Here is a 23,465-nt window from a genome sequence, read left to right on the forward strand (position 1 = left end):
CGAGAAGGCGTCAGTTGAGCATCGCCCTGGCCGCCAAAGCCTCCCCCCGCACCCGCTCCGCGGCCCCCTCGTCCACCGCCGAGACGACCTCCGCATAGGCCTCCAACTCCAGGGCCCCGCCCACGAACTCCCCCCGCTGCACGAGCAACTGCGCCCGCTCGTACCGCAACCGAGCCGGATGCGACGGCAGCAGCAACGACAACTCCACCGCCCACAACGCCACGTCCGACCGCTCGGGACGGGCCGCGGCCCACGCCCGCACGTTGTTCAGGATCCGCAGCACCACATCCAGCGGATCGGCCGGCCGCAGCATCGACGGATCGACCCCCGCCCCCGTGGCCCCGACGACCAGCAACTCGGCGTCCGCCCCCGTGAGCACCCGCCCGCCGTCGAACGGATCCGCCAGCACCTGCCCCTCGTCGGGCCCGAACCCGACCACGAAATGCCCCGGCAGGGCCACTCCGTACACCGGCGCCCCGGCCCGCCGGGCCACCTCCATCCACACCACGGACAGCAGGATCGGCAGCCCCCTGCGCCGCACCAGCACCTCGTGCAGCAGTGAGGACTCCAGGCGCTGGTAGTCGCCGGGGGTGCCGTGGAACCCCATCCGCTCACCGAGCAGCTCGCGCAGGGCCACCGCCCACGCCCGCGGCCCCCCGGGCCGGAACGGCAGCAGCCCGGCCAGCCGGTCCAGCTCGACCTGCGCGGCATCCAGGCCCGCCTCGTCCAGCTCCCCGTCCGCCGCCGCGCCCACCAGCAGGCACAGCGCCGACAGATCGGGACGCTCGGACCGGGCCTCTTCGGCGAACCGCCGCCGCAGCTCGGCGGACCGTTCGGGGGGCGGGGGGTACGGGGGACGCATATCTGGCTCGTGCCCTCTCACGACGATCGGTTACCGGCCGTGCCGCGGTCTTCCGGCGACCGGTAGTGGTGGTAGGCGTGGTGCGCGGTGAAGCCCATTCCGGCGTAGAGCGCCCGCGCTCCCGCGTTGTCGGCCTCGACCTGGAGCCACGCGGCCGACGCGCCCTCGTCGAGCGCCTGCCGGGCGAGCGCGGCCATCACGGCCGTGCCGAGCCCCTGCCGCCGCAGCGCCGGATCGACCTCGACGGCGGCGAACCCGGCCCACCGACCGTCGACGACACACCGCCCGATGGCGGCCGGAGGCGCCCCCTCGGCCGCCCCGGGAACGGTCGCGAACCACACCGACGGCCCGCTCCGGAGCACCCGCAGCGCCACCTCGCTCACGCCCTTGCGCTGATACCGGGCCAGCCAGCCCTCGCCGGCCTCCCGGGACAGCGCGACCCCCGCCGGGTCACCCCGGTCGGCGATCGGCGCCAGCGGCCCGATCCACAGTTCGGCGGTCACCTCCCGCACCCAGCCCCGCCGCTCCAGCTCGGCGCAGAGCAGCTCCTGCGTGCCCTCGGCGCCGGTCGCGGTCTGGACGTAGGCGGGCAGTCCGCGCTCGCCGTACCAGCGCCGCACGGCGTCCAGGGCCTCGTCGAGCGGCAGGTCCGGCGCGCCCAGCGGCAGCACCGAGTTGGCCCGCCGCGTGAACCCGGACGCGGCCCGCAGCTCCCACCCGCCGAGCCGCTCGCTCTCCACGGGCCGCCAGGCCCGCGCGGCGACCCGGGCCAGCTCCTCGTAGGAGGCGGCCGGACCGCGGCGACGCGCCGGAGCGGCGGGCACGATCTTGCCCGCGACCAGCGCGGATTCCGCGATGCGGACGCTCTCGCCGCTCTTCCGTGTGATCAGCAGCACACCGTTGTCCCATGATGTGAGAACACCGACCGTGTCGGTGAACTTCTCACCCGGAGCCTCATGTTCGATCAAGCTCCGTACGGAGACCCGTTTGCCCACGTCAGCAGCGGTGATACGGACCTCGAGTCGCCCGGCGGCAGAGATTTCCACAGGTCAGTTCACCCCTCCTGTTCGGATCATGCCCAGGAACGGAGATACTAGGGGCGGGCATCGACGACGCCGCGCTCCCGCGCGCCAGGCGGCGGAGCCTGAGGAGGCCCGCCAGCGCCCTATCGAGGAGGAACGACAGCGTGACCTACGTCATCGCGCAGCCTTGTGTCGACGTCAAGGACAAGGCGTGCATCGAGGAGTGCCCGGTCGACTGCATCTACGAGGGCCAGCGGTCCTTGTACATCCACCCGGACGAATGCGTCGACTGTGGTGCCTGTGAGCCGGTCTGCCCGGTCGAGGCGATCTTCTACGAGGACGACACTCCAGAGGAGTGGAAGGACTACTACAAGGCGAACGTCGAGTTCTTCGACGAGCTCGGTTCGCCCGGCGGAGCCAGCAAGCTGGGGCTGATCGAGCGCGACCACCCCTTCGTCGCCGCGCTGCCGCCGCAGAACCAGTAAGAGCGGCCCGCATTCCGTGCCGCCTCGGTCCCGTACGGCCCGATCAGCCCGCTGATCGCCGTACGGGGCCGAGGCGTTTGCCGTGACCGGCTCGTACGTACCAGAAAGTGAGCCAGAACCCGTGTCCGCAGTCTCCGACCGCCTCCCCACCTTCCCCTGGGACAAGCTGACTCCGTACAAGGCCACGGCCGCCGCCCATCCGGACGGCATCGTCGACCTGTCCGTCGGCACCCCGGTCGACCCGGTGCCCGAGCTGATCCAGAAAGCGCTGGTGGCCGCGGCCGACTCGCCGGGCTATCCGACCGTCTGGGGCACGCCCGAACTGCGCGACGCGATCACCGGCTGGGTCGAGCGCCGCCTCGGCGCCCGGGACGTCACCCACCGCCACGTGCTGCCGATCGTCGGCTCCAAGGAGCTCGTCGCCTGGCTCCCGACCCAGCTGGGCCTCGGCCCCGGCGACCGGGTGGCCTACCCGCGCCTGGCCTACCCGACGTACGAGGTCGGCGCCCGGCTGGCGCGTGCCGAGTACGAGGCCTACGACGACCCGACGGAGCTGGACCCCGACGGCCTGAAGCTCCTCTGGCTGAACTCCCCGTCGAACCCCACGGGCAAGGTCCTCTCCAAGGAGGAGCTGACCCGGATCGTCGCCTGGGCCCGCTCGCACGGCATCCTGCTCTTCTCCGACGAGTGCTACCTGGAGCTGGGCTGGGAGGCCGACCCGGTCTCCGTCCTGCACCCGGACGTCAACGGCGGCTCGTACGACGGCATCGTCTGCGTGCACTCCCTCTCCAAGCGCTCGAACCTCGCCGGCTACCGCGCGGCCTTCCTGGCCGGCGACCCGGCGGTCCTCGGGCCGCTGCTGGAGATCCGCAAGCACGGCGGCATGATGACGTCGGCTCCGACGCAGGCGGCGGTGGTCGCGGCCCTCGGCGACGACGACCACGTCCGAGTCCAGCGCGAGCGCTACGCGTCCCGCCGTGAGCTGCTGCGCGAGGCCCTCGTCACCCACGGCTTCCGGATCGAGCACAGCGAGGCCAGCCTCTACCTGTGGGCCACCAGGGGCGAATCCTGCTGGGACACGGTCGACCACCTCGCCAAGCGCGGCATCCTCGTGGCGCCCGGAGACTTCTACGGCCCCGCGGGCGCGGAGTTCGTCCGCGTGGCGCTGACGGCGACGGACGAACGGGTCGCGGCGGCCGTACAGCGTCTGTGACCGCCGCCGGGCACACGGCGAAGGGGTCCGGGGGAGTTCCCCGGACCCCTTCGCGGTCACGACGCCGACGCGTCAGCCGACCGGCAGGCTCTTCCCCGGCAGGGTGTCCGCGGACGGCACGCCACCCTTGGTCAGGGAGTCCGTGGGCCGGCCGCCCTTGGCCGAACCGGCCGTGTCGCCGACGAGCTGCCCGGCGGAGCCCGCCGCGTCACCGGCCGCCTTCTGCGCCACGGGGGTGGTCTCCTTGACAGTCTTGCCACCGGTCTTGCCCGCGGCCGGCACCGCCTTCTTGAGGGTCTTGCCGCCGGTGTCACCCGCGGACTCGGTGACGTTCTGAGCCGCACCGTCGGCGGTGTTGCCGGCGTTGGCCCCGTCCACGGCGGTCAGGCCCCCGAGGTTCGGGGTGGCGGGCAGCTCGGGGGCCGCGCTGGCGGAGCCGGCCGCGCCGACCCCGGCAGCCGCTCCCGCAGCGACGATCAGCGCGGCACGGGCGATCCGGCGGGTCAGGGGGAGGGACATGGTGCTCCTTCGACGGGAGAGAACAGTGACCTTCGTGAACTGTCCGACCGGGTCCGGCAGTTGATCGACTGGCTGTGGATCACCCCGGCTCGGACGCAGTGACTACCGCTCGAAGCCCGCGAAGGTTGCGGCGGCGCAACGTAAAGAGTTGGTAATGCGTCGCATTATCGGCTGCGGACGAAAACGGTCAAAGAGGCCTTCGCGAGAACCCCGCCGAATCCTTCCAGCCCTGTGCTCCCAAGGGTTCTCCCGGTGGCCCGGGTGAGGGTGCGAAAACCTGCGCACTCCGTCGCCGCCGGGCCGCGCGGGTAACCCCCCGGGGTGAGTCCCCGCACCCCTGCGCGATCTAGCGCATCGTGACGATTCGGACCGCGTCGGCGTTCCGTTCCGCACCCGCGGTGCCCTCCGCCGAGGGCTCCCGCCACTGGCTCGCGGTGTTCCCGGCGACCCACTCCCGCCCCGCGTAGGTGACCCGGGCGATGTGCAGCTCGGAGGCGTTGGCGACGGCCCAGTGCGCCAGCTGCCAGCCGCGCTGGTCCAGGCTCCGCCCGCCGCCGGAGGGCGTGTCGGCGTCCACCGGAAGCGTGACGGTGCGCCCGCCGGAACCGTCCGCCGCGCTCGCGGAGGGGGTCGGCGTGGCCGCCGAGGAGCCGTTGACCGCGGCACCGGCCGGCTCCAGCACATCCCGCCCGAAGTCCCGCACGAGCGCGGCACGCACCCCGTCCGGGCCCGAGGCCCGCGTCGCGGCCGGGCGGCCCTCGCAGGTCAGCGTGGCCGCGGACTGTCCGGTGAGGGCGGCGGCGAGCAACGCGGCGTCCGGCTCGTGCTTGGCGTAGGCCTGCGGGAAGCCGCTGCGCTGCACGCGCTGCGCGGCGACGGTGAGCGGCAGCCGGGTGTAGCCGGGCACCTTGACCAGGTGGTCGTAGAACTCACCGGCCGAGTACGACGGGTCCATGATCTCCTTCGGCGTGCCCCAGCCCTGCGAGGGCCGCTGCTGGAACAGGCCGAGGGAGTCCCGGTCGCCGTGGCTGATGTTGCGCAGGGCGGACTCCTGGAGCGCGGTCGCCAGCGCGATGGTCACGGCCCGCTCGGGCAGACCGCGCGCGGTCCCCACGGCGGTGATGGTGGCCGCGTTGACCGCCTGCTCGGGCGTGAACTCGTACGACGCCCCGTCGCCCTTGCCGGAGACGACCTTGCAGCCCGGTCCGCCCGAGCCCCCGGTGACGTACTGCACGACGAGGTACCCGGCGACCGCGAGCAGGGCCACGAGGGCGGCTCCGCATCGGAAGAGGCGGCCACGGCGCTTGGGAGAGGACTGCTCTGGCACGCGGTACAAGGTACTGGAGAGTACGGAGTGGCATGTGCCGGGTGTGGAGAGTGAGGCCGGGGCCTGGCGCGTTAGGGTCGACGGCATGGCCGACACCTCGCTTGACCTCACGCTGGACGCCGCGGAGCTCACCGCCCGGCTCGTCGACTTCCGTTCCGAGAGCGGCACCGAGAAGCCCCTCGCCGACGCGATCGAGACCGCGCTGCGCGCCCTGCCCCACCTGACGGTCGACCGGTACGGCAACAACGTCGTCGCCCGCACGAACCTCGGGCGCTCCGAGCGGGTGATCCTGGCCGGGCACATCGACACCGTCCCGATCGCGGACAACGTCCCCTCCCGCCTCGACGAGGACGGCGTCCTGTGGGGCTGCGGCACCTGCGACATGAAGTCGGGCGTCGCGGTCCAGCTGCGCATCGCGGCCACGGTCCCGGCCCCCAACCGCGACCTGACCTTCGTCTTCTACGACAACGAGGAGGTCGCCGCGGAGCTGAACGGCCTCAAGCACGTCTCCGAGACGCACCCCGAGTGGCTGGAGGGCGACTTCGCGGTGCTGCTGGAGCCGTCGGACGGCCAGGTCGAGGGCGGCTGCCAGGGCACGCTGCGGGTGCTGCTGAAGACCACCGGAGAGCGGGCCCACTCGGCGCGCGGCTGGATGGGCTCCAACGCCATCCACGCGGCCGCCCCGATCCTCGCCCGCCTGGCCTCCTACGAACCCCGCTGGCCGGTCATCGACGGCCTGGAGTACCGCGAGGGCCTGAACGCGGTCGGCATCGCCGGGGGAGTGGCCGGCAACGTCATCCCCGACGAGTGCGTCGTCACCGTCAACTTCCGCTACGCGCCCGACCGCACCCCCGAGGAGGCCGTCGCCCACGTCCGGGAGGTCTTCGCGGACTGCGGGGTCACCGGGTTCGAGGTCGTCGACCACAGCGGCGCGGCGATGCCCGGTCTGTCCCACCCGGCGGCGAAGGCGTTCATCGAGGCGGTCGGCGGCACCCCGATGCCGAAGTACGGCTGGACGGACGTCTCCCGCTTCTCGGCGCTCGGCGTCCCGGCGGTCAACTACGGCCCCGGCAACCCCCACCTGGCGCACAAGCGGGACGAGCGCGTGGAGATCGCCAAGATCCTCGCGGGCGAGGAGCGCCTGCGGAACTGGCTGACCGCCTGACCCCACCGGGGCGCCGTCGTGTTTACGGCGCTTCATCGCGGACATGCTCACGTCCCTCGTTCGTAACCCGCGTAGATCTACGCTGAGGTGGAAAGACAGGCACGACGGAGGGAGCGCACATGGCGACCGGCAACCCCGAGGGGAAGAAGCAGCCGCCGGAGGAAAAGCGCCTGGGGCCGGTCCTCCAGAGGCGGGACCAGGTGCAGGCCAGCACCACCGACCAGCGGCTGCTGGACGAGCGGGCCCCCTCCGACTGGGTCCACACCGACCCCTGGCGCGTGCTGCGCATCCAGTCGGAGTTCATCGAGGGCTTCGGCACGCTCGCCGAACTGCCGCCCGCGATCAGCGTGTTCGGATCGGCCCGGACGCCTGCCGACTCACCCGAGTACGAGGCGGGGGTCCGGCTGGGGCGGGGCCTGGTGGACGCCGGCTTCGCGGTCATCACGGGCGGCGGCCCGGGCGCGATGGAGGCGGCCAACAAGGGCGCTCTGGAGGCGAAGGGCGTCTCGGTCGGCCTCGGCATCGAGCTGCCGTTCGAGCAGGGGCTGAACCCGTACGTCGACATCGGCCTGAACTTCCGCTACTTCTTCGTCCGGAAGATGATGTTCGTCAAGTACGCCCAGGGCTTCGTCGTCCTGCCCGGCGGCCTCGGAACCCTCGACGAACTCTTCGAGGCCCTCACCCTCGTCCAGACCCAGAAGGTCACGCGCTTCCCGATCGTCCTGTTCGGCAGCGACTACTGGGGCGGCCTGGTCGACTGGCTCCGCAACACGGTGATCGCCCAGGGCAAGGCGGCGGAGAAGGACCTGCTGCTGTTCCACGTGACGGACGACGTGGACGAGGCGGTGGCGTTGGTGTCGAAGGAGGCGGGCAGGTAGGGGTCTTTTCGAGCCCGGCCTCCTGTCCGACCGTGTCGGGCGGCGGGTGGGCATAGATCCGGGGGGCCAGGGGGCGGAGCCCCCTGGTACCTCGGTCAGGCCAACCCGCGCCGGGCAACGGCAGGGGCCCGATGCCCCGCGATCGTCGCCACCATCTCCAGCACCTGCCGCGTCTCGGCGACCTCGTGCACCCGGTACACCTGCGCCCCCAGCCACGCGGACACCGCCGTCGTGGCCAGCGTCCCCACGACCCGTTCCTTCACGGGCCGGTCCAGCGTCTCGCCCACGAAGTCCTTGTTGGACAGCGACACCAGCACCGGCCACCCCGTGGCGACCATCTCGTCCAGCCGCCGCGTCGCCTCCAGGCTGTGCCGGGTGTTCTTCCCGAAGTCATGGCCGGGATCGATCATGATCGACTCCCGCGGCACCCCCAGCGCGAGCGCCCGCTCGGCCAGCCCGACCGTCACGTCCAGGATGTCCGCCATGACGTCGTCGTACTCGATCCGGTGCGGCCGGGTCCGCGGCTCGGCCCCGCCCGCGTGCGTGCACACCAGGCCCACCCGGTACCGCGCGGCGACCTCCGCCAGCCCCGGATCGACCCCGCCCCACGCGTCGTTCAGCAGATCGGCGCCGGCCTCGCAGACGGCCTCGCCGACCTCGGCCCGCCAGGTGTCCACGCTGATGATCACGTCCGGGAACCGCCGCCGCACCTCCGCGACGAACCCGACCGTCCGGCGGGCCTCCTCCTCGGCCGTGACCTCCTCGCCCGGCCCGGCCTTGACCCCGCCGATGTCGATGATCGCGGCGCCCTCGGCGACGGCCTGCTCCACGCGCGCGAGGGCCGGCTCGTCACGGAAGGTGGCGCCCTGGTCGTAGAAGGAGTCAGGGGTGCGGTTCACGATCGCCATGATCACCGGCTCGTGCGTCCCGAATTCCCGCCTGCCCAGCCTGAGCATCCGCTGTGACCTTTCCTGGTACGTCCCGTCTTCCGCCGCCTGCGACCCTAACTGTCGGACTCGCATGGCACGATCGGAGCCTGACAACATCCGACTCGGCGGACTCCCGGGGAGTCCGATCCATCCGACCGTGGGGGCCCCGCGATGGTTATGTTCCTGTTCCTGGTCGTCGCGCTCGCCGTCGTGGTCGGCGCGGTGACGCTCGCCGTGGTGGGCGGCGGCGAGAACGGCCCGCTGCCCGAGGCCGCCCCCGAGCGGCTGCGGGACCCGCTGCCCCCGGACCGCCCCGTCGACCGCGCGGACGTGGAGGGCCTGCGCTTCCCGCTCGCCGCCCGCGGCTACCGCATGGCGGACGTGGACGACGCCCTCAGCCGCCTGGGCGCCGAGCTCGCCGAGCGCGACGCCCGCATCGCCGACCTGGAGTCGGCCCTGGCCGGAGCCCGGTCGGGCCCCGCCCACGGGCCGGTGCACCCGTCCGGGGAGAACCACGTGTCCATGGACAAGCCCGCCCCCGGGAAGGAGGACCGGCCGTGAGCGACGGCGCCGCCCTGGCCGGCCCGGACGGCGGGCTGCGCTGCCCCTGGGCCCTGTCCGCCCCGGAGTACGTGGCGTACCACGACGAGGAGTGGGGCCGCCCGGTCCACGGCGACGACGCGCTCTTCGAGCGCCTCAGCCTGGAGGCCTTCCAGTCCGGCCTGTCCTGGATCACGATCCTGCGCCGCCGTCCCGGCTTCCGCGCCGCCTTCGCCGACTTCAAGATCGCCTCGGTCGCCGCCTTCACCGACGACGACCGCGAGCGCCTCCTGGCCGACGCCGGCATCATCCGCAACCGCGCCAAGATCGACGCGACCCTCGCCAACGCGCGTGCGCTGACGGAGTGGTCCCCGGGCGAACTGGACGCGCTCATCTGGTCCCACGCCCCCGACCCGGCCGGCCGTCCGGCCCCGAGGACCCTCTCCGACGTCCCGCCCGTCACCCCCGAGTCGACGGCCCTGTCCAAGGCCCTGAAGAAGCGGGGCCTGCGCTTCGTGGGCCCGACGACGGCGTACGCCCTGATGCAGGCGTGCGGCCTGGTCGACGATCACCTGGAGACCTGCGTCGCCAGAAGCGCCACATAGGGGGCGCGGGGAACTGCGCGACGAGCCCCCCACGCGCCCGCTGCCGGCAGCGGCGCTGCCGCCCCGGGCTCACCGGCCCAGATACTTCGGCTTCTCCTTGTTGACGAAGGCCTGCACCGCGATCGCATGGTCCTCGGAGGAGCCGGCCCGGGTCTGGAGCTCGTCCTCCTTCTCCAGGGCCTCCTCCAGGGAGTGCGTCAGCCCGAACGCCACCGACTCCTTCAGCGCCGCGTACGCCACCGTGGGGCCCTCGGCCAGCGCCCGCGCCACCTTCTCGGCCTCCGCCCGCAGGTCACCGGCCGGCACCAGCCGGTTGGCGATGCCCAGCTCGTACGCCTCCTGCGCGCTGATGCTCCGCGGGAAGAGCAGCAGGTCGGCGGCCCGGCCCGGGCCGATCACCCGCGGCAGCGTCCAGGAGATCCCCGAGTCGGCGGTCAGCGCCACCCCGGCGAAGGAGGTGTTGAACGCCGCCGTGTCCGCCACGATCCGGTAGTCAGCGGCGAGGGCGAAGCCGAAGCCCGCTCCGGCCGCCACCCCGTTCACCGCGGCGACGACCGGCTTGGCCGCCCCGGCCAGCGCCCGCACGATCGGGTTGTAGTGGTCCCGGACCGTGTTCATGGTCTGCCGGGAGCCCGTCTCCCGGTCCTTGACCAGCAGCCCGATGTGCTCCTTGAGGTCCTGCCCGACGCAGAACGCCCGGTCACCGGCGGCGGTCAGCAGCACCGCCCGTACGGCGCCGTCGCCCGCCGCCGACTCGACCGCCTCCCGCAGGGCGACCTTGGCCGCCACGTTCAGCGCGTTCATCGCCTCCGGGCGGTTCAGCGTGATCGTCGCGAGTCCGTCGCTCACCTCGTAGAGCACGGTGTCGGTCATGCGTATCCCCTCCGGGTCGCGGATCGGGGACGTACCGGCCGGTACGTCCCGGGTCTGCAGGACAGCATGACGGAGATCGCGGGCGGGGAACCGGACCGGACGTGTGACCTGCGTCAAAGAAATGTCGTCCGGATCGGTTCACCGGAGGTGTGAACGGTGGCGGAGTATCGCAGTCTCATCGCCGAATTGAGTGGTTTTGCTCGCGTGCGTTGCCCAAGCGATGCCTACTGATGTTGGTCATCGGGTCCTGGGATGCGGGATAATGGCTTGGAAGCAATGTGTTCGATGCCGGTGTCGCGTGTCCTGCCACAAGGAACCGCACGTGTGCCCTTCTCAGGGGCCGTCGGCTTTGACGATGAGCTGGGTTTCAGGAAGGGGAACGAGCATGGCGGCCATGAAGCCGCGGACGGGTGATGGCCCGCTCGAGGTGACCAAGGAGGGGCGGGGCATCGTCATGCGCGTTCCGCTCGAAGGCGGCGGTCGGCTCGTCGTCGAGCTGACCCCGGACGAGGCCGACGCGCTCGGCGACGCCCTCAAGAAGGTCGTCGGCTGACGCGCAAGCGACCATACCCTTTCAGTTGCCCCGGCATCACCTGTGATGCCGGGGCGGCTGTTTTCTCACCGATGGCACTCGCCTGCCCCGGCTTCGGCTCCGCTAACGTGCCGCCCGGTTCAGCGTTTCACCGCGCACAGCAGCCCGTCGCCCACCGGCAGCAGGGACGGCACCAGCTCCTGGCTCTCGCGCACCGCGCGCAGCAGCTCGCGCAGCCGCAGCACCTCCGTGGGCTGCGGACCCGAGTCCACGGTCCGGCCGTTCGCGAAGGCGCCCTCGAAGACGACCAGCCCGCCGGTGCGCAGCAGCCGCAACGATTCAGCGAGGTACTCCATGACCTCCAGGCGGTCACCGTCGCAGAAGACCAGGTCGTAACCGGCGTCCGCGAGGCGGGGCAGCACGTCCAGGGCCCGGCCCGGGATGAAGCGGGCCCGGTTGCTGGCGAAGCCGCAGGCGCGGAAGGCCTGGCGGGCGAACTGCTGGTGCTCCGGCTCCGGGTCCACGGTCGTCAGAACACCGTCCGGCCGCATACCGTGCAGGAGGTGGATCCCGGAGACACCGCAACCGGTCCCGATCTCCGCGACGGCCTTCGCGTCGACGGACGCGGCCAGCAACCGCAGCGCGGCGCCCGTGCCGGGCGTCACCGAGCGCAGCCCTGCCTCACGGGCCCGGTCCCGGGCCCAGTGCAGCGCTTCGTCCTCGGCGACATAGGCGTCGGCGAACGCCCAGCTCGTCTGCCGGTTGCCGGTAATGACCCTCTCCTGTCCCCGTGAATGCCTGGGCGTGACTGTATCCGTTGGGCACGGGAACCCGCAGATGGGACCGGTCGTTTAAAGGGATGAGCAAGTGGCGCGGGCCGGGACGGGGGGCGAGCGGTGGACCAGGACACCGAGCAAGTGCCGACGCAGCAGTACGAGGCGTATCAGCCCAGATCAAATTCTCGTAAAACCGCTTATCCGGTCCTAACGGGCGAGGTGGCTATGGTAGGGGCTCCACTGGACACCACCAGAGCTGACAGGGGAGGTGCGGCTGCGCCTGTGGATCGCGGAGGAGTGCTCCGGCGCTTCCTCGGATCGGCGGGCAGGCCGACATCCGTGAACGACACCGCTGCTGACCACAGTCACGCCGCTGACTTCGCCCAGACCGCGACCTTCACCACCGACGCGGACGGGCAGGCGTGGACTCCGCCCACGTGGGAGGAGATCGTCAGCACGCACAGCGGCCGGGTCTACCGGCTCGCCTACCGCCTCACCGGCAACCAGCACGACGCGGAGGACCTCACGCAGGAGGTCTTCGTCCGCGTCTTCCGCTCCCTGTCGACCTACACGCCCGGCACCTTCGAGGGCTGGCTGCACCGCATCACCACCAACCTGTTCCTGGACATGGTCCGCCGCAAGCAGCGCATCCGCTTCGACGCCCTCGGCGAGGACGCGGCCGAGCGGCTGCCCAGCAAGGAACCCACGCCGCAGCAGGTCTTCAACGACGCGCACTTCGACGCGGACGTCCAGCAGGCCCTCGACACCCTCGCCCCCGAGTTCCGCGCCGCGGTGGTCCTGTGCGACATCGAAGGACTGTCGTACGAGGAGATCGCTGCGACCCTCGGCGTGAAGCTCGGCACGGTCCGCTCGCGGATCCACCGGGGCCGCTCCCAGCTGCGCAAGGCCCTCGCGCACCGCTCTCCGGAGGCGCGTGCCGAGCGCCGCTCCTTCGTGCCCCGTGTACCGGCCCTGGGAGGAGGGGGCGCGAGCGCGTGAGCGGATCTCGGCCGAAAGCTTCCGAGGGTCACCTCGCAGAGCAGCATCTGGGAGACCGACTCTCCGCCCTGGTGGACGGAGAGCTCGGTCATGACGCGCGTGAGCGCGTACTGGCGCACGTGGCCACCTGCCCGAAGTGCAAGGCGGAGGTGGACGCCCAGCGCCGGCTGAAGAACGTGTTCGCGGAGGCGGCCCCGCCGCCCCCCTCCGAGAGTTTCCTGGCCCGCCTGCAGGGACTACCCGCGGGCGGCGGCCCGGACGGTGACCTCACACCGCCGGGCGGAGGAGGGCTGCCCGGAGGACTGTCCGGACGGTTCGGATCGTCCGGGGCGTTCGGGGTGAAGCGCGGCGAGCGGTTCGAGTTCGGGTACGCCCCGGCCCGGCCGCACCTGCCCGTGCTGCCCGTCCCCCCGGGAAGCCCGAGCCTGCCCTCCGACACCGGCGCCCTGCCCTCGGACCACCGGGGCCTGCCGTCGGGGAGGGGCTTCCGTATCCACGACGTAGGCCGGCCCGACACCGACCGGTCCTCATCGCGGCTGCGGTTCGCGTTCGTGGCCGCCGGTGCCGTGTCCCTGGCCGCGATCGCGCTGGGCGGGGTCACCACCGTCACCCCGGCCGACACGGAGGCCCGCGGCGGCCAGGGCTCGGGGAGCAACGTGACCCCGGTGCGCACCCAGGGCACCGGTCCCGCGGCACCGCCCGAATCCCAGCGCCGCCGGACGGCGCCGCTGCTCGGGCAGGTGCACGGCCAGAACACGCTCGGCCACGGCCCGGTCGCCCCGACCGAGGTGTCCGCGCCGCTGCTGCCCGGGGTGCCCTCCGCCGCCCGGCATCACGCGCTGCACGCGCTGACCGCCCCGGTGGTGGCCGGTGCGGCCGTCATGTCCCCGTTGATACGTCCGCTCGAAGCGGCCACGCCGGCTGCCCTGACCTCGTGGTCCACGGTCCCCGAGATCACGGCCCCCTTGTTCGCCGAGCCCCTCCCGGGCCCGGCCTCGTCCCCCTCTTCCCGCGCCTCCTCCCGTACGGCTCGCTGACCGGGCTCTGCGCACCGGCCCGCGAACCTGATTGAATCCGGGGGTTGTCGCCCGCTGCCGAGGTGTGGCCGGGCGCCGATTCGACGAACCGCGGCCACCGCGACGAGCCGTGCCGCGGCTGTGGGGAGAGCATGAACGAGGGGAAGCCCACGAAAGCGAAGTGGTGGAGCCGTCCACGGCTGCAGGACCTTGCGGAAGAGCCGGAGGGTACGGACGGCGCCGTGGCGGGGGACCAGGGCGCGCACGAGCCGGTGACGACCCCCGCGGAGCCGGCCGGCACCGACGGGGACTTCGAGCTGGCGCGTCCGGCGGCCCGGCCTGCCGAAGACGGCGACTACGAGTTGAGGCGTCCCGAGGTGGTTGCGTCCGGGGGGCCGAGCGGGGCCTCGGAGGAGCCCGTTGCATCGGCACCCGGCGGGGTGGGGGAGGCTGACCCCGGCCAGGCCGCCGCCGAGGTCGTTGCCGCGATCCCCGCGGCCCGCGAGCCCGGCGGCCAGGACGCCCCTGCCGGTCCGGCCGAGGGCGCTCCCAAGCCGCTGCACGACCCCGACCCCTACAGCACCCCGCCCTACGGCGAACCCGGCCCCTGGGCGCCCGCGCCGCCCGTGCAGCACCCGGCGACGACACCCGCGCAGGGCGTGGCGATACCGGGGCAGCAGCCCACCGTGCCGGGTGCCCCCGCCGCACCGCCGGGGCACGGCACCACCCCGCCCGCCCCGGCCTCCGGCGTTCACGGGCCTACGCCTCACGCGCCGGCCGAGATGCCGACGGCTTCCGGCGTCTCCGCGCCCGGCGCGCACGTGCCCGCTCCTGCGGCCCCGGCCGAGATGCCGGCGCCCGGCGCCCCTGTGCCCATGCCGGCCGTACCGGTCCCCGCCGATGCGTCGGCACCGGCGCCGGGACCTGCTCCCGCCCCCGGCCCCTGGCAGCGCTACGACCCCTGGGCGGCTCCCTCGGGCGCCTGGGGAGACGGGCCTCTCCAGCAGAACGGCGCCGCCGTGCTCAGCACGGAGCAGCGGCGCAGGCGGGGCAAGAAGTCCCTGGTCCTCGGTGCGGTGCTGCTCGCGCTCGTGTCCGGAGGCATCGGCGGCGCCGTGGGGACGTATCTGGAGCGGAACGGGGGTGTCGGGACCGTCGAGCTGCCGCAGGCCGGGGAAGAGGCCACCGCGCGGGACGCCGGCAGTGTGGCCGGGATCGCCGGGCGGGCCCTGCCCAGCGTGGTCACGCTGCATGTCAGCGGCGCGGGCGAGCAGGGCACGGGCACCGGCTTCGTGCTCGACACCCGCGGGCACATCCTCACCAACAACCACGTCGTGCAGCCCGCCGGGTCGGGCGGCGAGATCACCGTGACCTTCAACGGCGGGCAGACCGCCCAGGCCGAGGTCGTCGGCCGGGACAGCGGCTACGACCTCGCCGTCGTGAAGGTGAAGGGCGTCAGCGGACTCATCCCGCTGCCCCTCGGCAACTCGGACAACGTGCAGGTCGGCGACCCGGTCGTGGCCATCGGCGCCCCCTTCGACCTGGCCGGCACGGTCACCTCCGGCATCATCAGCGCCAAGCAGCGGCCCATCACGGCCGGGGGCGAGAAGGGCGACGGCAGCGACGTGTCGTACGTCGACGCGCTGCAGACCGACGCGCCCATCAACCCCGGCAACTCCGGCGGGCCCCTGCTCGACGCGCGGGCCCGGGTCATTGGCATCAACTCGGCCATCCGCTCGGCCGACAGCGGCTCCACGCAGGACAGTGGCCGGTCCGGTTCCATAGGCCTCGGCTTCGCCATACCCATCAACCAGGGCAAACGCGTCGCCGAAGAGCTGATCAACACCGGGAAGGCGACCCACCCGGTCATCGGCATCACCCTGGACATGGACTACACGGGCGACGGCGCCCGCGTCGCCACCGAGGGCAGCGAGGGCGGAGCACCGGTCACCGCGGGCGGCCCGGGCGCCAAGGCCGGGATCAAGTCGGGTGACGTCATCACGGAGGTCGACGGCCAGCGAGTGCACTCCGGCGAGGAACTGATCGTGAAGACCAGGGCGCACCGCCCCGGCGACCGCCTGGAGCTGACCGTCGAACGCGGCGGCAAGGAGCGGAAGGTCTCGCTCGTCCTCGGATCGTCAGGTGGCTGAGGCATGAGATCCGGGATCCGCAGAGACGCCACAACAGGCCCCATGAGGGACCAAGCGGACAAACAATCGGGAAAGCGCTCCCACCTCCCGCACTCGGAGGTCCCGGGACAGTACCGGTCGGACAGGATCGCCGGGTACCGTGGATCCGGCCCGGACCACGGCAAGACCCGCACTGACCACGAGGGCCGAGGACCGAGGACATCGCTAGGAGCTTCAGGTGTTCAATGACATAGGACCACTCGAGCTGGTGACGCTCATCGTCCTCGCCGTGCTCGTCTTCGGTCCGGACAAGCTCCCCAAGGTCATCCAGGACGTGACACGCACGATCCGGAAGATCCGTGAGTTCTCGGAGAGCGCCAAGAACGACATCCGGGAGGAACTGGGCCCGGAGTTCAAGGACTTCGAGTTCGAGGACCTCAACCCCAAGACGTTCATCCGCAAGCAGCTGGACAACGAGGACCTGGGGCTCAAGGAGATCCGCAACGGCTTCGACCTGAAGAAGGAGATGGCCGAGGTCACCGACGCCGTCCACAGCCGTGAGTCCGACACCTCCTCCGCGTCGTCCGCCGGCGCCGCCGGTTCGTCCGGTGGCCGCATCGACATGACGAAGAAGCCGGAGACGCCCGGCCCGGACGACCGGCCGCCCTTCGACGCGGACGCCACCTGAGCGATACGCCCGCACGCCCCTGGGCACGTGACGTGTTTCATACTCCGGTCGGGCTGTCTGCGGCCTGAACCGGGCGCCCGTGCGGCCCACGCGCCGGGCGGTTTCCCTGCTGCTCGCAGCGGTGTGGCTATGCTGCCGAGTTGTTGTGCGGACCATGCGAGTACGCCCGAAGGGGGGCGGGCCGTTCCGGTCCGACTAGAACGAGGAGGCGTCCGGGCACATGGAGACGACGAGTCGGGCAGGCGCGCAGCCGCCGGCCGCGGAGGGTGGGCAACAGTTCCCCTCCGCCCGGCGTACGGTCGACGGCTTCCTGCGTGCGCCCTTCCCGTGGTACGGCCTCGACGAGGCCTTCACGGGACCGCGCTGGCTGATGCAGGTCGGTACGACGGCCGACGGGGCCGTGGAACACGGGTCGATCGGGCACGGGGACGAACCCACGGTGCGCAACGAGCATGCCGCCGGGGGCGATCAGGATCCCAAGGAGAAGTTCGCGGTCGTCGTGACCGTGGCGGCGCATCCCTCACGGCCCACGGCGGACGGCACGGGGCTGCTGGAGGCCACGTCGGTTTCCTCCGCGGCGTGGCTCGCGGGCGTGGGGCTGCTGTCGTTCACCTGGCCCGGGCAGATGGACCACGCGCTGCGGGACGACTGGCTGGAGCAGCAGACGGAAACGGCGTGGGTGCTGGCGGACGACCTCGACGGGGACGACTGGTCGACGCTGTCGTTGCCCGTGGACGGGGTGCCGACGGCGTTCCACTACCGGGAGTCGGAGTTCGGCTGGGTGCTGGCCGGGTCCACGTCGGCCGGGGTGCATGTCGGGGCGTACGGCAGGGGTATGAGCGCGTACGGGCTTGGCTTCGCCGTGGTGAAGGACATCGCCGCGTACGCGTGAGTTCCCTGGGGCGCCGGGTTTTCGGCGCCCCTTCGCCGTGATGACTCGGTCCTCTGGGCGACTGCGGGTACGTCGTGGCTTGTTTTGCGCAGTTCCCCGCGCCCCTGAGGGGGCTGCCCCAAGGGCGTTTCGATCTAGAACTTGTTCCTCGGGGTGATCCCCAGCGACAGGCCCGACAGGCCGCGCTGACGTCCTCCCAGCTTGCCTGCGATCGCGCGCAGGGCCGAGCCCGCCGGGGAGTCCGGGTCCGTGAGGACGACCGGCTTGCCGTCGTCGCCGCCCTCGCGGAGGCGGACGTCGATGGGGATGCTGCCGAGGACCGGGACGTTCGCGCCGGTCGTGCGGGTCAGGCCGTCGGCGACCACCTGGCCGCCGCCCGTGCCGAAGACGTCGACCATCTCGTCGCAGTGCGGGCACGGCAGGCCCGACATGTTCTCGACCACGCCGACGATCTTCTGGTGGGTCTGCACGGCGATGGAGCCCGCGCGCTCGGCGACCTCGGCCGCCGCCTGCTGCGGGGTCGTCACGACCAGGATCTCGGCGTTCGGGACCAGCTGTGCCACGGAGATCGCGATGTCGCCGGTGCCGGGCGGCAGGTCCAGGAGCAGGACGTCCAGGTCGCCCCAGTACACGTCCGCCAGGAACTGCTGGAGGGCGCGGTGGAGCATCGGGCCGCGCCAGACGACCGGGGCGTTGCCCGGCGTGAACATGCCGATGGAGATGACCTTCACGCCGTTCGCCGACGGCGGCATGATCATGTTCTCGACCTGGGTGGGACGGCCGTCGGCGCCCAGCATGCGCGGCACGGAGTGGCCGTAGATGTCGGCGTCGACGACACCGACCTTGAGACCGTCGGCCGCCATCGCCGCGGCCAGGTTGACCGTCACCGAGGACTTGCCGACGCCGCCCTTGCCGGAGGCGACCGCGTAGACGCGGGTGAGGCTGCCGGGCTTGGCGAAGGGGACCTCGCGCTCGGTCTGGCCGCCGCGCAGGGCGGACGCCAGCTCCTTGCGCTGCTCGTCGCTCATCACGTCGAGCGTGACGTCGACGCGGGTGACGCCCTCGACCGCGGAGACCGCGTCGGTCACGCGCTGCGTGATCGTGTCCCGCATCGGGCAGCCCGAGACCGTGAGGTACACGGTGACCGCGACCGCCCCGTCCGCGCCGATCTCCACCGACTTGACCATCCCGAGTTCGGTGATGGGCTTGTGGATCTCGGGGTCGTTCACCGTCGCCAGTGCCTCGCGCACCGCGTCTTCCATAGCCATAGGACGATGGTACGGCGCTGTACCGGTGCGTAGGAAAGCGTCTCAGCGGTCGTCTGCGTCACGTCCCCGTGACCGTTCCGCCGGGAATACGACGGGGTCGTGACGGTGGCCGTTCTGCCGTTCCTCCATCTCCTTGACCATGTCCTGCAGCTCCGAGCGGATCCAGTCCCGGGTGGCGACCTCGCCCAGGCCGATGCGCAGGGCGGCGATCTCGCGGGTCAGGTACTCGGTGTCCGCGATCGACCGCTCGTTCTGCTTGCGGTCCTGCTCCAGGTTGACCCGGTCGCGGTCGTCCTGCCGGTTCTGCGCGAGCAGGATCAGCGGGGCGGCGTAGGAGGCCTGGAGGGACAGCATCAGGGTCAGGAAGATGAACGGGTACTCGTCGAAGCGCAGGCCGCTCGGCGCGAAGACGTTCCACACGACCCACAGGATGATGGCGACCGTCATCCAGACGATGAACCGCCCGGTGCCCAGGAAGCGCGCGATGCGCTCCGACAGCCGCCCGAAGGCCTCCGGGTCGTACTCGGGCAGGAACCGGCGCCGGCGCGGGAGCGGCTGGTCGAGACGGGTGGTGCGCGGCCGGGAGGCGGCCGTGGCGCCCGCAGGGGTGCGCTCGCGCAGGCTCTCGCGCTCAGGAACCATCGGTGGCCACCTCCTCGTCCAGGTGGAACTCCGTCTCCCGCCAGTCCTCCGGCAGCATGTGGTCGAGCACGTCGTCCACGGTCACCGCGCCCAGCAGCGATCCGGCCTCGTCGACGACGGGCGCCGCGACCATGTCGTACGTGGCGAAGAAGCCCGCGATGGCTGGCAGATCCGCCTCCGGGTCGAGCGGCTGGAGGTCGTTGTCCAGGATGGAGCTGACCAGGGACGGCGGTGGTTCGCGCAGCAGGCGCTGGAAGTGGACCGTGCCCAGGTACTTGCCGGTCGGCGTATCGTCCGGGGGCCGGCAGACGTAGACCTGGGCGGCCAGGGCGGGGGAGAGGTCGGCGTTGCGGACGCGGGCCAGGGCGTCGGCGACGGTGGCGTCCGGGCGCAGCACGATCGGCTCGGTGGTCATCAGACCGCCCGCCGTGCGGTCCTCGTACGACATCAGGCGGCGCATGTCGGCCGCGTCGCCGGGCTGCATCAGGCTCAGCAGCCGCTCCTGATCGTCCGTGGGCAGCTCGCCCAGCAGGTCGGCAGCGTCGTCCGGGTCCATGGCTTCCAGGACGTCGGCGGCGCGCTCCTCCTTCAGCTTGCCGAGGATCTCGATCTGGTCGTCCTCCGGCAGCTCCTCCAGGACGTCGGCGAGCCGGTCGTCGTCGAGGGCGGCGGCGACCTCGGCCCGGCGCTTGGGGGAGAGGTGGTGCAGGACGTTGGCCAGGTCGGCCGGGCGCAGCTGCTCGAAGGTGGCGAGGAGGCTCTCCGCGCCCTGCCCCTGCTCCTCCAGGGAGAAGCCGGTCACGGCGGTCCACTCGACGGTCAGCGCCTCGCCCTTGGCCCGCCGGAACGCCCCGCCCTTCCTGCCCTTGCGGACGAAGACCCGGTCGATCTCCCACTCCCGGCGGGCCGGCAGCTGATGCACCGACAGGTCGAGGACGGTGACCTCCTCGCCGGTCTCGGTGAGCGTCACGCGCCGGTCCAGCAGCTCCCCGAAGACCAGCCGCTCGGTGGGCCGCTGCTCGAAGCGCCTCACGTTGAGCACGCCGGTGGTGATGATCTGGCCGGACTGGATGGCGGTGACCCGGGTCATCGGCAGGAAGATACGGCGGCGGGTGGCGAGTTCGACGACGAGGCCGAGCAGCCTCGGGGGTCGCTGCCCCACCCGCAGCATGACGACCAGATCGCGCACCCGCCCCACCTGGTCACCGGCTGGGTCGAAGACGGCGACACCTTGGAGGTGCGATACGAAGATCCGGGGGGCGCCCGCTGCCATGGCCGCGGCTCCTTTTCGTGCGGGGTGGTTCGTGGTGGCTGTGTGGATGGCTTTCTTTGTGCCTGTGTCTTCCGAATTGCCCGCTCGGGTGGGCTTCAGGCTAGCCCGTCCCGATCGGTGACGCGTCGGCGGGCGGTCCGGACGGACTGGCTCCGATCCGCCCACACGACCCCGGTACCCTGCGGTACGCCGTTCAGGTCTCCCGTCAGAGAGGCAGCCCCACCTGTGACTCCGATTCGCCAGAGCCGCGGCCGACGTGCCGCACTCACGAGTGCGACGTGCGCCCTGCTCGTGACGGGCACGGTGCTCACCGGCTGCGCGGAGGATCCGAACGAGGGCACCAACGGGGTCGGCAGACTCCCCGCCGCCAAGATCCAGGGCAAGACCCGGTCGGCCGCCGAGTCCGCCGGTGCGGTCCGGGTGCACGGCAACGTCGTCAGCGGCGGACGGACGTACGCGCTCGACATGCGGCTGAACGACGACGGCGGTGACGGCTCGGTCACCTCCAAGGGCGCGACGTTCAAGCTGCTGCGCATCGGCGAGCAGCTCTACGTCAAGGCGGACGCCGAGTTCTGGACTCACGGCAGTGGCCAGGGCGGGGGCGGCAAGGCGGACGCGGCGGCGGCCTCCAAGCTCGACGGCAAGTTCGTGAAGGTGCCGCAGGGCGACCCCTCGTACAAGAAGTTCAGCGGTTTCACGGACAAGGGTCTCCTCCTCGACGGTCTGCTGACCCTGCACGGGACGCTCGCGACGGACGGCCACGACGAGGAGGCGGGCGTCCGCACCATCCGCGTCACCGGTGACAAGGGCTCCGGCGGCACCCTGGAGGTGTCCCTGGAGGGCAAGCCGTACCCGCTGCGCCTGGAGCGGGCCGGCGGGGCGGGCACCCTCACGTTCTCCGGCTGGGGTGAGGACTTCTCCCTCAGGGAGCCGGAGAAGAACGAGACGGTGGACTACGGCCGGCAGCTGCCGACGTCGTAGGTCACCCCCGTTTGCGCTTCCTCAGCAGCAGGCGGGGCAGGCCCGCCGGGACGGGACGGCGGGTGAGCGCCGGGGACGGCAGGGGCGGCTCGGACAGGGACCCGTCGGGCAGCGGCGCCGTCGCCCCGGTCGGCTCCAGGCGCAGCACCCGGCACTCGCGGGCCCAGCGCTCGGGCACGGCCTCGCCGTCGGGCGCGTTCAGCCGTTTGCCCTTCAGCTCGGCGACCGCCGCGTCCCACGCCTCGGAGCCCGGCGCGAGCTGGGTGATCCGCGCCGTCCAGGTGACCAGCCGGCCGCCCTTGTCCTTGCTGCGGACCGTCACCCGCGCCTCGGCGCCGTCGGCCAGCCCCGGCAGCGGCTGCTCGCCGGGCCCGTCGCCGACCAGGCACGCGGCGCCCTCGTGCCACACGTGCCACAGCGCGCGCGCCGGGCCGTCGGGACCCTGGACCCAGACGAGGCCGGACTTCTTCGTGGCCTCCTCGACGAGGGCCTGGTCGAGCAGCTCGCTTGTCATGGTGCCCAGCCTAACCAGGCTGCTCACAGCCATCCGTTCCGCTTCAGCGTGCGGTGGATTCCGAGACAGATGACCACCGTGATGCCCATGATCACCGGGTAGCCGTAGCGCCAGTGCAGCTCCGGCATGTGGTCGAAGTTCATGCCGTACACGCCGCACACCATCGTCGGCACGGCGATGATCGCGGCCCAGGAGGTGATCTTGCGCATGTCCTCGTTCTGGGCGACGGACGCCTGCGCGAGGTTGGCCTGGAGGATGGAGTTGAGCAGTTCGTCGAAGCCGAGGACCTGCTCCTGGACCCGGGCCAGGTGGTCGGCGACGTCCCGGAAGTACTTCTGGATGTCGGGGTCGATCAGCCGCATCGGCCGCTCGCTCAGCAGCTGCATCGGCCGCAGCAGCGGCGACACGGCCCGCTTGAACTCCAGCACCTCGCGCTTGAGTTGGTAGATCCGGCCGGCGTCCGAACCGCGCGGTGAGCCCTTGCGGCCCGGGGAGAACACCTCGGTCTCGACCTCGTCGATGTCGTCCTGCACCGCGTCGGCGACGGCGATGTACCCGTCGACGACGTGGTCGGCGATGGCGTGCAGCACGGCCGAGGGGCCCTTGGCGAGCAGCTCGGGGTCGTCCTGGAGGCGGTGCCGCAGAGCCCGCAGGGAGCCCTGCCCGCCGTGCCGGACGGTGATGAAGAAGTCCCGTCCGGTGAAGCACATGACCTCGCCGGACTCGACGACCTCGCTGTTGGCGTCGAGCTGGTCGTGCTCGACGTAGTGGATGGTCTTGAAGACCGTGAAGAGCGAGTCGTCGTAGCGCTCCAGCTTGGGCCGCTGGTGGGCCTGGACGGCGTCCTCCACGGCGAGCGGGTGCAGCCCGAACTCGCCGGCGATGCCGGAGAATTCGGCCTCCGTCGGCTCGTGCAGGCCGATCCACACGAAGCCCCCGTCGCGGCGCACCAGGCGCACCGCCTCGTGCGGGGTCAGGGCGGTCTCGGTCTCGATGCGGCGGCCGTCGCGGTAGACGGCGCAGTCGACGACGGCCGTGGCCGCGCCGGGGCTGCGGGTGGCGTCGTACGTCCCGCCGTCCTTGCGCAGCGACACACGGGACGGACGGACGACTGCTGCGCGCAGGTCGCGGATCATCGACATGGCGGGCTCCTTCGCGGGCGGGCAACGAAACGCCGGCCGGCAACGGGTGGAACTACCCGGAATGGGGACGTAGGGACTACGGATGTTTGGCACGTCCACAAAGCGGGGAGCACCGCACCGTCGCGGTGGTCGGTTTCGTCACTGATTCAGCTACTGAGGCAGATCAGGCAAAGCGAAACGAAGCGCTCTTCCGCG

25 protein-coding genes are annotated in these 23,465 nt (G+C 72.0%); 13 read left to right on the forward strand and 12 right to left on the reverse strand.

The features are described from left to right. Positions 1-10 precede the first annotated feature (10 nt). Together HNR57_RS12960 and HNR57_RS12965 are read right to left on the reverse strand one after the other, a co-directional pair. A complete protein-coding gene (locus tag HNR57_RS12960; protein ID WP_184559921.1) occupies positions 11-862 on the reverse strand; it encodes a transglutaminase family protein in 852 nt (283 codons plus the stop codon). 17 nt (positions 863-879) lie between these two features. Further along, positions 880-1,908 (reverse strand): GNAT family N-acetyltransferase, encoded by a 1,029-nt coding sequence (locus HNR57_RS12965; RefSeq protein WP_184559922.1) that lies wholly within the window; start codon positions 1,906-1,908, stop codon positions 880-882. A gap of 140 nt (positions 1,909-2,048) precedes the next feature. Between HNR57_RS12965 and fdxA the strand changes: the two genes are divergently transcribed. Both fdxA and HNR57_RS12975 read left to right on the forward strand, forming a co-directional pair. Beyond that, complete coding sequence (gene fdxA, locus HNR57_RS12970) at positions 2,049-2,369, forward strand: ferredoxin (RefSeq protein ID WP_003973842.1); 321 nt, start codon at positions 2,049-2,051, stop codon at positions 2,367-2,369. Between the two features lie 121 nt (positions 2,370-2,490). Continuing rightward, positions 2,491-3,582: a bifunctional succinyldiaminopimelate transaminase/glutamate-prephenate aminotransferase gene (locus HNR57_RS12975; protein ID WP_184559923.1), complete on the forward strand. Its 1,092-nt coding sequence runs from the start codon at positions 2,491-2,493 to the stop codon at positions 3,580-3,582. Between the two features lie 72 nt (positions 3,583-3,654). On the opposite strand, the gene HNR57_RS12980 is transcribed toward HNR57_RS12975, so the two are convergent. Together HNR57_RS12980 and HNR57_RS12985 are read right to left on the reverse strand one after the other, a co-directional pair. Next, positions 3,655-4,101 (reverse strand): ATP-binding protein, encoded by a 447-nt coding sequence (locus HNR57_RS12980; RefSeq protein WP_184559924.1) that lies wholly within the window; start codon positions 4,099-4,101, stop codon positions 3,655-3,657. Between the two features lie 346 nt (positions 4,102-4,447). Continuing rightward, positions 4,448-5,428 (reverse strand): VldE C-terminal domain-containing protein, encoded by a 981-nt coding sequence (locus tag HNR57_RS12985; protein ID WP_184559925.1) that lies wholly within the window; start codon positions 5,426-5,428, stop codon positions 4,448-4,450. Positions 5,429-5,513: 85 nt separating this feature from the next. On the opposite strand from HNR57_RS12985, the gene dapE reads away from it, so the two are divergent. Next, the gene (gene dapE / locus HNR57_RS12990) at positions 5,514-6,593 is read left to right on the forward strand and encodes a succinyl-diaminopimelate desuccinylase (protein ID WP_184559926.1); all 1,080 of its coding nucleotides are present in this window, start codon (positions 5,514-5,516) and stop codon (positions 6,591-6,593) included. A gap of 119 nt (positions 6,594-6,712) precedes the next feature. After that, positions 6,713-7,471, forward strand: a complete 759-nt coding sequence (locus tag HNR57_RS12995; RefSeq protein ID WP_184559927.1) for an LOG family protein — start codon at positions 6,713-6,715, stop codon at positions 7,469-7,471. A 95-nt stretch (positions 7,472-7,566) separates the two neighbouring features. Here HNR57_RS12995 and folP read toward each other — a convergent pair whose 3' ends face one another. Continuing rightward, the gene (gene folP / locus HNR57_RS13000) at positions 7,567-8,427 is read right to left on the reverse strand and encodes a dihydropteroate synthase (protein ID WP_184559928.1); all 861 of its coding nucleotides are present in this window, start codon (positions 8,425-8,427) and stop codon (positions 7,567-7,569) included. 144 nt (positions 8,428-8,571) lie between these two features. Between folP and HNR57_RS13005 the strand changes: the two genes are divergently transcribed. Continuing rightward, the gene (locus HNR57_RS13005; protein ID WP_184559929.1) at positions 8,572-8,961 is read left to right on the forward strand and encodes a DivIVA domain-containing protein; all 390 of its coding nucleotides are present in this window, start codon (positions 8,572-8,574) and stop codon (positions 8,959-8,961) included. Continuing rightward, positions 8,958-9,545 (forward strand): DNA-3-methyladenine glycosylase I, encoded by a 588-nt coding sequence (locus HNR57_RS13010; protein WP_184559930.1) that lies wholly within the window; start codon positions 8,958-8,960, stop codon positions 9,543-9,545. Before HNR57_RS13005 ends, HNR57_RS13010 begins: the two co-directional genes overlap by 4 nt. A 69-nt stretch (positions 9,546-9,614) precedes the next feature. Here HNR57_RS13010 and chcB read toward each other — a convergent pair whose 3' ends face one another. After that, positions 9,615-10,424 (reverse strand): 2-cyclohexenylcarbonyl CoA isomerase, encoded by an 810-nt coding sequence (gene chcB / locus HNR57_RS13015; protein ID WP_446696902.1) that lies wholly within the window; start codon positions 10,422-10,424, stop codon positions 9,615-9,617. A 379-nt stretch (positions 10,425-10,803) separates the two neighbouring features. Between chcB and HNR57_RS13020 the strand changes: the two genes are divergently transcribed. Further along, entirely contained in the window at positions 10,804-10,971 is a 168-nt protein-coding gene (locus HNR57_RS13020; protein WP_003966491.1) for a DUF3117 domain-containing protein, read from the forward strand. Between the two features lie 119 nt (positions 10,972-11,090). Here HNR57_RS13020 and HNR57_RS13025 read toward each other — a convergent pair whose 3' ends face one another. Then, the gene (locus tag HNR57_RS13025; protein ID WP_313673688.1) at positions 11,091-11,789 is read right to left on the reverse strand and encodes an O-methyltransferase; all 699 of its coding nucleotides are present in this window, start codon (positions 11,787-11,789) and stop codon (positions 11,091-11,093) included. A gap of 234 nt (positions 11,790-12,023) precedes the next feature. On the opposite strand from HNR57_RS13025, the gene sigE reads away from it, so the two are divergent. The 5 genes from sigE (at position 12,024) to HNR57_RS13050 (ending at position 17,450) form a co-directional block, all read left to right on the forward strand. After that, positions 12,024-12,725: an RNA polymerase sigma factor SigE gene (gene sigE / locus HNR57_RS13030; RefSeq protein ID WP_033311073.1), complete on the forward strand. Its 702-nt coding sequence runs from the start codon at positions 12,024-12,026 to the stop codon at positions 12,723-12,725. Then, on the forward strand, positions 12,722-13,762 hold the full coding sequence (locus HNR57_RS13035; RefSeq protein WP_184559933.1) for an anti-sigma factor family protein: 1,041 nt from the start codon (positions 12,722-12,724) through the stop codon (positions 13,760-13,762). Before sigE ends, HNR57_RS13035 begins: the two co-directional genes overlap by 4 nt. 131 nt (positions 13,763-13,893) lie before the next feature. Continuing rightward, entirely contained in the window at positions 13,894-15,891 is a 1,998-nt protein-coding gene (locus HNR57_RS13040; protein WP_184559934.1) for a trypsin-like peptidase domain-containing protein, read from the forward strand. 217 nt (positions 15,892-16,108) lie between these two features. Beyond that, positions 16,109-16,558, forward strand: coding sequence for a sec-independent translocase (locus tag HNR57_RS13045; RefSeq protein WP_184559936.1), 450 nt, complete (start codon positions 16,109-16,111; stop codon positions 16,556-16,558). A gap of 220 nt (positions 16,559-16,778) precedes the next feature. Then, the gene (locus HNR57_RS13050) at positions 16,779-17,450 is read left to right on the forward strand and encodes a hypothetical protein (protein WP_184559938.1); all 672 of its coding nucleotides are present in this window, start codon (positions 16,779-16,781) and stop codon (positions 17,448-17,450) included. A 134-nt stretch (positions 17,451-17,584) separates the two neighbouring features. Here HNR57_RS13050 and HNR57_RS13055 read toward each other — a convergent pair whose 3' ends face one another. From HNR57_RS13055 to HNR57_RS13065, 3 genes are read right to left on the reverse strand one after another with little or no spacing between them, the layout of a single operon-like run. Continuing rightward, the gene (locus HNR57_RS13055; protein WP_184559939.1) at positions 17,585-18,718 is read right to left on the reverse strand and encodes an Mrp/NBP35 family ATP-binding protein; all 1,134 of its coding nucleotides are present in this window, start codon (positions 18,716-18,718) and stop codon (positions 17,585-17,587) included. A gap of 42 nt (positions 18,719-18,760) precedes the next feature. Further along, positions 18,761-19,360 (reverse strand): DUF1003 domain-containing protein, encoded by a 600-nt coding sequence (locus HNR57_RS13060; protein WP_184559941.1) that lies wholly within the window; start codon positions 19,358-19,360, stop codon positions 18,761-18,763. Continuing rightward, positions 19,350-20,633: a magnesium transporter MgtE N-terminal domain-containing protein gene (locus tag HNR57_RS13065; protein WP_184559943.1), complete on the reverse strand. Its 1,284-nt coding sequence runs from the start codon at positions 20,631-20,633 to the stop codon at positions 19,350-19,352. The genes HNR57_RS13060 and HNR57_RS13065 overlap by 11 nt, the downstream gene beginning before the upstream one ends. A 225-nt stretch (positions 20,634-20,858) precedes the next feature. On the opposite strand from HNR57_RS13065, the gene HNR57_RS13070 reads away from it, so the two are divergent. Beyond that, positions 20,859-21,614 (forward strand): hypothetical protein, encoded by a 756-nt coding sequence (locus HNR57_RS13070; protein ID WP_184559945.1) that lies wholly within the window; start codon positions 20,859-20,861, stop codon positions 21,612-21,614. Position 21,615: 1 nt separating this feature from the next. On the opposite strand, the gene HNR57_RS13075 is transcribed toward HNR57_RS13070, so the two are convergent. Together HNR57_RS13075 and HNR57_RS13080 are read right to left on the reverse strand one after the other, a co-directional pair. Further along, a complete protein-coding gene (locus HNR57_RS13075) occupies positions 21,616-22,128 on the reverse strand; it encodes a hypothetical protein (RefSeq protein WP_184559947.1) in 513 nt (170 codons plus the stop codon). A 23-nt stretch (positions 22,129-22,151) separates the two neighbouring features. Continuing rightward, positions 22,152-23,270, reverse strand: a complete 1,119-nt coding sequence (locus HNR57_RS13080; protein WP_184559948.1) for a magnesium and cobalt transport protein CorA — start codon at positions 23,268-23,270, stop codon at positions 22,152-22,154. Between the last annotated feature and the right edge of the window lie 195 nt (positions 23,271-23,465).

The sequence above is a fragment of the Streptomyces paradoxus genome (genome assembly GCF_014202475.1).
Taxonomy (GTDB): Bacteria; Actinomycetota; Actinomycetes; order Streptomycetales; family Streptomycetaceae; genus Streptomyces; species Streptomyces paradoxus.

What these genes read in the sequence shown, in the direction of transcription:
- HNR57_RS12960 (WP_184559921.1), bottom strand. Translation starts at nt 862, where the DNA reads ATGCGTCCCCCGTACCCCCCGCCCCCCGAACGGTCCGCCGAGCTGCGG.
- HNR57_RS12980 (WP_184559924.1), bottom strand. Translation starts at nt 4,101, where the DNA reads ATGTCCCTCCCCCTGACCCGCCGGATCGCCCGTGCCGCGCTGATCGTC.
- dapE (WP_184559926.1), top strand. Translation starts at nt 5,514, where the DNA reads ATGGCCGACACCTCGCTTGACCTCACGCTGGACGCCGCGGAGCTCACC.
- HNR57_RS12995 (WP_184559927.1), top strand. Translation starts at nt 6,713, where the DNA reads ATGGCGACCGGCAACCCCGAGGGGAAGAAGCAGCCGCCGGAGGAAAAG.
- folP (WP_184559928.1), bottom strand. Translation starts at nt 8,427, where the DNA reads ATGCTCAGGCTGGGCAGGCGGGAATTCGGGACGCACGAGCCGGTGATC.
- HNR57_RS13005 (WP_184559929.1), top strand. Translation starts at nt 8,572, where the DNA reads ATGGTTATGTTCCTGTTCCTGGTCGTCGCGCTCGCCGTCGTGGTCGGC.
- HNR57_RS13020 (WP_003966491.1), top strand. Translation starts at nt 10,804, where the DNA reads ATGGCGGCCATGAAGCCGCGGACGGGTGATGGCCCGCTCGAGGTGACC.
- HNR57_RS13040 (WP_184559934.1), top strand. Translation starts at nt 13,894, where the DNA reads ATGAACGAGGGGAAGCCCACGAAAGCGAAGTGGTGGAGCCGTCCACGG.
- HNR57_RS13050 (WP_184559938.1), top strand. Translation starts at nt 16,779, where the DNA reads ATGGAGACGACGAGTCGGGCAGGCGCGCAGCCGCCGGCCGCGGAGGGT.
- HNR57_RS13055 (WP_184559939.1), bottom strand. Translation starts at nt 18,718, where the DNA reads ATGGCTATGGAAGACGCGGTGCGCGAGGCACTGGCGACGGTGAACGAC.
- HNR57_RS13060 (WP_184559941.1), bottom strand. Translation starts at nt 19,360, where the DNA reads ATGGTTCCTGAGCGCGAGAGCCTGCGCGAGCGCACCCCTGCGGGCGCC.
- HNR57_RS13065 (WP_184559943.1), bottom strand. Translation starts at nt 20,633, where the DNA reads ATGGCAGCGGGCGCCCCCCGGATCTTCGTATCGCACCTCCAAGGTGTC.
- HNR57_RS13075 (WP_184559947.1), bottom strand. Translation starts at nt 22,128, where the DNA reads ATGACAAGCGAGCTGCTCGACCAGGCCCTCGTCGAGGAGGCCACGAAG.
- HNR57_RS13080 (WP_184559948.1), bottom strand. Translation starts at nt 23,270, where the DNA reads ATGTCGATGATCCGCGACCTGCGCGCAGCAGTCGTCCGTCCGTCCCGT.